Raw genomic sequence first — 7,193 nt, 5'->3', positions numbered from 1 at the left:
CTCAGATGGCCGAAATGCGGGCCGAGCAGCAACGATCTGCCGAGCGCTTTGAGGCCCAGATGGCCGAAATGCGGGCCGAGCGGCAGGCTATGGAAGCCCAACTCCAGACCGAAATCCAGGAGATCAGGGCGTTGATCCAACAGAACCAGGAGCGGATTCGACAGAACGAAGAGCGGGGAGACGAGCTGGAGGTGGCCATACAGGAGTGCCGCCGAGATATGCAGGCTGGGTTTGCCGAACTGAGGGAAGCGCAAGCCATGATGATGGAGCAATTTCGGGAGCGCGATGGCCGCCTGATCGAGGCTCAACTCAGCTTTATTCGGGAGATGCGGGAAATGCAACGGGAAGTGGCGGAGCTGCGACTGGATTTTCTCAATCACATGCGCCAATACCACCCACCTGTCGAACGTTAAATGGCTACGGCAGCACCTGGGCGGTCACCTCAGCTTGCGGTCGTAGGGGTAGCGGGGGATGGCTCTGTGGCTTCCTGGGGGATCCCCCCCCTTTCCCAAGCCAGGGTTTTGGCAGGAGCCCCTCATCTGCTCCGGCACTTTACCGATCATCCGGCCCGCAAGATCCCGCTCACCGGGCCGGTGGAAAGTTGGATCCCGCTTTTGCAGCAGGAGATGGCTCAGGGATCCCTAGTTTTGTTGGCCAGCGGGGATCCGCTTTTTTTCGGGATCGGGCGGCTGTTGACGGAGTATTTCCCAGCGGAGCGGTTGGCCTTCTATCCGCAGGTGAGCTCGGTGCAGCTGGCCCTGAACCGCCTGCAGATCCCCTGGCAGGAGGCGACCATCCTCAGCCTGCACGGGCGGGGAGTGGAGCGGTTGGAAGCCGTTCTCAAGCAGGGATCCCCTGTGATCGTGGTGCTCACCGATCCGGAGCATACACCGACCGTCTTGGCCCAGTTCATTGCCGACCTGCGGCTGCCGGTGCGTTACCAAGCCTGGGTCTGTAGTCAACTGGGATCCCCTCAAGAGCAGATCGTGCCCCTCCAGGAAGGTCAGAATTCATCCTTCTCCAACCCCAACGTGGTGGTGCTGCGACGGGTAGAACCGGAGCCAGATCCCCATCGCTGGCCTTTGGTCGGGATCCCGGACGACCAGTTCTACACCTTTCCCGACCAGCCCGGCTTGATCACCAAGCAGCCCATCCGCCTGCTCACCTTAGGATCCCTGCAGCTCCCCCAAGAGGGCGTGGTGTGGGATATCGGTGCCGGCACCGGCTCGGTGGCCATCGAAATAGCCCGCCTCTCTTCTCGGCTCCAGGTCTATGCTGTCGAGCGCAACGCCATGGGCATCTGTCTGATTCGGCGCAACCGGCAACGCTTTGGCCCAGAGAACCTGCAGGTGATCCCGGGGGCAGCCCCCCAAGTGTTGGCCAACTTGCCCGACCCAGATCGGGTGGTGCTGGGCGGCGGCGGCAAAGGGATCCGCGACCTGCTGCCGGTGGTGGAAGCCCGCCTGCGGCCTGGAGGGATCTTAGTGGCCAACTTCGCTACCCTAGAAACCTGCAGCGAGGCCCTGCAATGGCTGCGTTCTCGGGGCTGGCAAGTTCGAGTAGATCACGTTCAGATCTCCCGCTCTGCCGTCCTGGCCGAGGGCACCCGCTTTGCCCCCCTGAACCCGGTTTACCTGCTGCAAGGGATCCCTTCAAATTGGAAAGCCCAGTAAGCCCCCCGTTGCTCTGCTTTCCCTTCTCCCTGTGGGGGAGGGAAAGTTATCCCTCGTCCTCCTCATCGGTGGTGAACCCCGGTCGGTACAGGTAGGCGGAGGAGGGACGGTTGGTCTTCTTGATTTGGTCTTTGATGGATTCCAGGTCGATGTAGCGATCCGCCAAGTTGATCAGTTGATCGCTGGTCATGGAACGCAAGCTGACCACCTCCACTCGTGCCCCTTGGTAGCTAACGGCATTGACCGCATAGGCCAAGTCTCCATCGCCGCTCACCAGCACAGCCGTCTCATACCAGCGCACCAGCGACAGCATATCCACGGCAATTTCCACATCCAGGTTGGCTCTCTTGGATCCATCGGGCAACTGGGTTAGCTCTTTGGTAACCACGCGGTAGCCATTGCGGCGCATCCAGAGCAAAAACCCCTGCTGCTTTTCGTTGTTGCGATCGACGCCGGTGTAGAAAAAAGAGCGCAAAAGGGGCGACCGACCACTCAGCGTCTTCAGCAGACGGGTGTAGTCGATCTCAATGCCCAGTTGCAGAGCGGCGTAGAACAGATTAGACCCGTCGATGAATATGGCCACACGCCCACGGTTGTCCTGCAAGGGATCCGCAGGCTGAAAGCCGGGATCAGGATCAAGACGCAGCATTCGGGTTTTCTTCTCCAAGTTTTGACAAAAGGGCAGAAAAAAGAGGTGTTAAATGGGTTTAATCGCCAATACAGCTCTTTCCGGCAGCACCGACTACAGATAATGCAGACGCCTCTCTTGTGCGATAGGGATCTTACTGCTTCGCAGAGTGATCTGCAGAATTCCCATGAAGTCGGAAAAAGCCGTAAAAGGCTGCCCCAAGCCCTGGGACACATGATTTACCCTAGCGCAGGAGAGACGATCCCCGGAGAAGATTTCCAAAATCCTAAAGAAAAATACCTACGAAAGGAGAGGCTTTGGGGATGGAGTGCGGGGATGGGCCGGTACCTTACCGCTTTTCGAGCCCCTTGCACAGAGGGGTGCTGCGCAGCCGCTACAAGCGGTTTTTGGCCGATGTGGAGCTGGAAAACGGGCAACAGATCATCGCCCATTGCCCCAACACGGGGCCGATGAGTGGGGTCTGTCAGGTGGGGGCACCTGTGTACCTCTCCCATCACCCAGAGCCGAAACGGAAACTGGCCTACACCTGGGAGATGATCCAGGTGGATGGGGTATGGGTGGGGATCAACACCAGCTTGCCCAATCGCCTGGTGGAATGGGGGCTGGAGCGAGGGTGGTTTCCTCAATTGGCAGGGTTTTCTCGCCGGCAACGGGAGGTGACCTGCGGCAGGAGCAAAATCGACTTTCTGCTGACAGGAGACTCTGGCTCGGCCTATTTGGAGGTGAAGAATACCACCTGGGCTGTGGGATCCCGTGCGCTGTTTCCCGATACGGTGACCACTCGCGGCCAAAAACACCTGGAAGATTTGATCGCGGTGCGCCAACAGGGTCAGCGTGCCCTGCTGATGTACTGGATCAATCGCGCCGATTGCACCGAGTTTGCCCCCGGCGAAGAACGGGATCCCCGCTATGCCCGTCTGTTTCGTGAGGCCCTGCAAGCCGGAGTGGAGATGTTGCCCTATCGGGTCGAGGTTTCGCCGGCAGGGATCCGCCCCTTGGGTTTGGCCAAAATCGTTGTCTAGGCACCCCAAAAGAAGGGTCAGGCTCTCTGGAAACGGCTGGGGATGGCCTATAATACTGCTTTCTCCAGATTCTTAGTTTTCCAAGCACTTGAGGACCATGAGCAAACCTTCCTCCCGTCCTCATCACATTGTCCTGACTTCCCATCCCTCCCCTCATGGGACGCAAGCCCAGCCGATCCGCTGGGGAGCCTTGGATCCGCTGCGGCGGGGGCCGGTGGTGGGTAGCCTAACCAATCTTGCCCATCGCAATGTCATCGGCACCCATGCGGGAGCCTACGCTGTCTATCGGGCATTGGCTGTAGCCAGTGGCTCTCTGCAGGCGGATCACCGCGCCGATTTAACCCATACTGCCCCGGTGGTGTCGATTGGCCCTCACCCAAGCTGGGGAGATCCAGACCGGATTGTGTCCTTGGATCCCTGGGGAGCGGTTGTGGGAGAAGTCTTTGCTCCCCTCTATGCCCAGGGCTACGATATTCGCCCTACTATTGCCATTACTCAGGCCCACATCCACATGCCCGAACTGCAGGAGGCGGTCAACAAAGGGCGGTTGCGGGTGGATGGCCGGATCCTCAAAGACAATGGCAGCCTGGTGGTCACCAAAGCCGCAATCGAGCCGGTCTGGTACCTGCCGGGGATCGCCAAACGATTGCAGGTGAGCGAAAGCCTGCTGCGCCGCACCCTCTTCGAGCAGACGGGAGGCATGTTTCCAGAATTGGTGACCCGTCCAGACCTATCGGTGTTTTTGCCGCCCATCGGTGGCCAGACGGTGTACATCATCGGGCAAGTGGCCGCCATCACCGACCCGGCTTTGCCCCTGGCGGTGCGGGTTCACGACGAATGCAATGGTTCCGATGTGTTTGGCTCGGATATTTGCACCTGCCGCCCCTACCTGGTGCATGGCATTGAGGAATGCGTTAAGACGGCCCAGGCCGGTGGAGCCGGGGTGATTGTGTACCTGCGCAAAGAAGGCCGCGCCTTGGGGGAGGTGACCAAATTTTTGGTCTACAACGCCCGCAAGCGCCAGGAAGGAGGGGATCGGGCCGATGCCTACTTCACCCGTACCGAGTGTGTGGCAGGGGTGCAAGACATCCGGTTTCAGGAGTTGATGCCGGATGTGCTCCATTGGCTGGGCATAACCCGAATCGATCGCCTGATTTCCATGAGCGACCTCAAGTATCGAGCCATCACCAACTCCGGCATTGAGGTTCTGCAGCGGGTGCCCATCCCAGAAGAGCTGATCCCGGCGGATGCCCGTGTGGAGATCGAGGCCAAAAAAGCTGCCGGCTACTACACTGAGGGTGAGGTACTGGATGCGGAGCGGCTGGCCCAAATCCGAGGAAGGGCCTTGGTGGAGTGAGCGGGATCCCTCATGCAAGTGGCCACCTGGAATGTCAACTCCATTCGCACCCGGCTGCCTCAGGTTTTGGCTTGGCTGGACAGCCAGGGATCCCTGGATGTGCTCTGCCTGCAGGAGACCAAGGTGGTGGATGAAGACTTTCCCCGGACGGCTTTTCAGGAGCGGGGCTTTCATGTGGAGGTCTACGGGCAAAAGTCCTACAACGGTGTGGCTCTGATCAGCCGGGATCCCCCGGAAAAAGTGGAACGGGGGTTTGGTGCGCTGTTGCCTGCGGCGGCAGATTTGGACGAGCAAAAGCGGCTGATGAGCGCCATCTACCGCGGGATCCGTATTCTCAACCTTTATGTGCCCAACGGTTCTGAGGTGGGATCGGAAAAATACGCCTATAAATTGCGCTGGCTAGCCACGCTGAAGGATTACCTCGCCGTTGCCCTGAGCCAAGGGGATCCCATCTTGCTCTGCGGGGACTTTAACATTGCCCTGGAAGATCGGGATATTTATGATCCCCAAAAAGCGGGAGAAATCATGGCTTCCGAACCGGAGCGACAAGCCCTGCGGGAGATCCTGGCTTTAGGGTTTGAAGATGCGTTTCGCAGGTTCACCCCAGATCCCGGCCATTTTAGCTGGTGGGACTATCGCTCGGGGGGGTTTCAAAGGAATCGCGGCTGGCGCATTGATCATCATTATCTGTCTCGTGAGCTACAGGAGAAAGCCACCGCTTGCTGGATCGATGTTGAGCCACGGCGGGCCGAAAAACCCAGCGATCATGCCCCTGTCATTGTTGCCCTGGATATTTAAGCGCCTTGTTATAGTCATTTCAAGCTAGGTTGAGACACTCCCCAAACGCTCCCTGCCACTGCCTTCACCCCTTCTCTCAGAGGAAGAGGGGAGCCAGGCGGAAATGTTTCATTCCTGTTTAAATGACCATAACAGCTCATACCAACCAGCCATCCAATTAAAATGGAGCGGCCTCTTCGAGAATTTTCAGCAGGTGTTGCCGCTGTTCTGAGCTGAGGACCTGTCGCATTTCCAGAACTGCCTCAAAACGTTTGGCATTCACTTCTTGGGTTAGCTGTTGTACTCGCTGAAATTGAGCTGCCACTTCTGACTCAGGGGCATCGCCGACCAGCAACTCCCGCAATCGACCGCGGGCTGCCCTCAACTCCAAAATGCGCTCCAACAACTCTTCCTGTTTGCGGTGGCGGATCTGCTGCAATTGCCGCAACTGCTCGTCGGAGAGGTTCAGCTCCCGCAAATTGCGAGCAAAGGGGCGGCGCAAATCCATCATTCGCAGGGGGCGGGGTTGGCCCATCACCGGTTCACCCAGGGATCCCAGGTAGAGTGGCAAAATGGGGATCCAAATCCAAGCATTTCTCATGGTTCTTTGCAGGCTTTTTCTAAGAATCTGACCAAGAATCTGACCAAGGTCTCAGAAGTCTCAGCGGTGTAATGGTCAATGAAGGGGGATATTCGTGAGGCTGATGGATTTAGGATCCCTCTGGATCGCGTTCTATCCACCAAGTTTCGGTTTCTATTCCCTCTGGGCTCAGCAAGCTTCCCCAAGTGCTCACCAAAAAACTTTCTAGGGCTTCGGTCTCCTGGGCCACCACCTGTACCTGCCAGCGCTGATAGCCAATCCAGCCCAGCAAAGCGCCCGCCAAAAGGGAGATGCCAACCCAACGCCAAGGGTGCTTGAGCCGGCCATGAAGTGGATGAGTCGCCACAACTTGAAGGATCTGCTCCTCCAGCCCAGAGGCCGCAGGGGGAGGGAGGGGGCGATATTGACGCAAAAAGTGGCGCAGCCGCTCGTCTGCTAGGGGGTTGGGGTGCTCACTCATGGGGTAATGCCCTCCTGAAGTAGGTGTTGACGGATGGTGGCACGGGCGTGAAACAGCCGGGACTTCACCGTTCCCACCGGGATCCCTAAAATCTCGGCGATTTCTTTCTGGGGCAGATCTTCTAGGTCGTGCAGAATCAGAACCATTCTGTGTTCAGGGCTAAGCTGAGCCATGCTTTGCTGTAGAGCCTGTTGGTAGTGCAAGTGCATCAGGTCGGGGCCAGGGTGAGCGATATCCGATCCGAGGGCCAGGTTTTGGGTTTGGGAGTGTTGCCGGGCGCAGCGCCGTCGCTGATCTGAGGCCACATTCCAGCAGATGCGATACAGCCAAGTGGAAAACTGGGCCGAGCCGCGAAACCGAGGCAACCCTTTCCAGGCACGAATAAACACTTCCTGTACCAGGTCATCCAAAAGATCGGCTCCACACAAGGGATAGAGGATATTCCGTACCGACTGCTGGTATTTGCGGTAGAGTTGGCGAAAGCTCTGGCTGTTGCCGTTGAGGCAGCGCTGGATCAGCTCCCAATCGGATGTATCCTTTGCCGCCTGCACGAGAGGACGCTCCCTTGTTCTCAACCTTGCTTTGTCTGACTCCCAATGCCCCCAAAAGGTTCAAAGGATCCCTGTCTACGATGGCCCTCCACTTCCCGCCAAG

Annotated in this window: 8 protein-coding genes and 1 pseudogene; 5 read left to right on the top strand and 4 right to left on the bottom strand. The window is 58.2% G+C overall.

From position 1 onward, the window contains the following. Positions 1 to 413: pseudogene (locus NW829_RS01820) on the top strand (hypothetical protein); the annotation flags it as partial. Continuing rightward, positions 414 to 1,673, top strand: coding sequence for a precorrin-6y C5,15-methyltransferase (decarboxylating) subunit CbiE (gene cbiE / locus NW829_RS01815; protein WP_414416313.1), 1,260 nt, complete (start codon positions 414 to 416; stop codon positions 1,671 to 1,673). It abuts the pseudogene before it with no gap. A gap of 46 nt (positions 1,674 to 1,719) precedes the next feature. Here cbiE and NW829_RS01810 read toward each other — a convergent pair whose 3' ends face one another. Continuing rightward, positions 1,720 to 2,322: an NYN domain-containing protein gene (locus NW829_RS01810; protein ID WP_414416312.1), complete on the bottom strand. Its 603-nt coding sequence runs from the start codon at positions 2,320 to 2,322 to the stop codon at positions 1,720 to 1,722. Positions 2,323 to 2,624: 302 nt separating this feature from the next. Here NW829_RS01810 and sfsA point away from each other — a divergent pair, with 302 nt between their 5' ends. From sfsA to xth, 3 genes are all read left to right on the top strand, one after another. Further along, complete coding sequence (gene sfsA / locus NW829_RS01805) at positions 2,625 to 3,344, top strand: DNA/RNA nuclease SfsA (protein WP_414416311.1); 720 nt, start codon at positions 2,625 to 2,627, stop codon at positions 3,342 to 3,344. A 97-nt stretch (positions 3,345 to 3,441) separates the two neighbouring features. Further along, complete coding sequence (locus tag NW829_RS01800) at positions 3,442 to 4,701, top strand: GTP cyclohydrolase II (protein WP_414406345.1); 1,260 nt, start codon at positions 3,442 to 3,444, stop codon at positions 4,699 to 4,701. A gap of 12 nt (positions 4,702 to 4,713) precedes the next feature. Next, complete coding sequence (gene xth, locus NW829_RS01795; RefSeq protein ID WP_414416310.1) at positions 4,714 to 5,499, top strand: exodeoxyribonuclease III; 786 nt, start codon at positions 4,714 to 4,716, stop codon at positions 5,497 to 5,499. A gap of 157 nt (positions 5,500 to 5,656) precedes the next feature. On the opposite strand, the gene NW829_RS01790 is transcribed toward xth, so the two are convergent. The 3 genes from NW829_RS01790 to NW829_RS01780 form a co-directional block, all read right to left on the bottom strand. Continuing rightward, on the bottom strand, positions 5,657 to 6,079 hold the full coding sequence (locus tag NW829_RS01790; protein WP_414416309.1) for a Spy/CpxP family protein refolding chaperone: 423 nt from the start codon (positions 6,077 to 6,079) through the stop codon (positions 5,657 to 5,659). A 109-nt stretch (positions 6,080 to 6,188) separates the two neighbouring features. After that, on the bottom strand, positions 6,189 to 6,539 hold the full coding sequence (locus tag NW829_RS01785; protein WP_414416308.1) for a hypothetical protein: 351 nt from the start codon (positions 6,537 to 6,539) through the stop codon (positions 6,189 to 6,191). Further along, positions 6,536 to 7,090 (bottom strand): sigma-70 family RNA polymerase sigma factor, encoded by a 555-nt coding sequence (locus NW829_RS01780; protein WP_414416307.1) that lies wholly within the window; start codon positions 7,088 to 7,090, stop codon positions 6,536 to 6,538. Before NW829_RS01780 ends, NW829_RS01785 begins: the two co-directional genes overlap by 4 nt. Positions 7,091 to 7,193 lie beyond the last annotated feature (103 nt).

This window comes from Synechococcus sp. R55.8, assembly GCF_047461895.1.
Taxonomy (GTDB): domain Bacteria; phylum Cyanobacteriota; class Cyanobacteriia; order Thermostichales; family Thermostichaceae; genus Thermostichus.
This window is presented reverse-complemented; position numbering and strand designations above follow the sequence as displayed.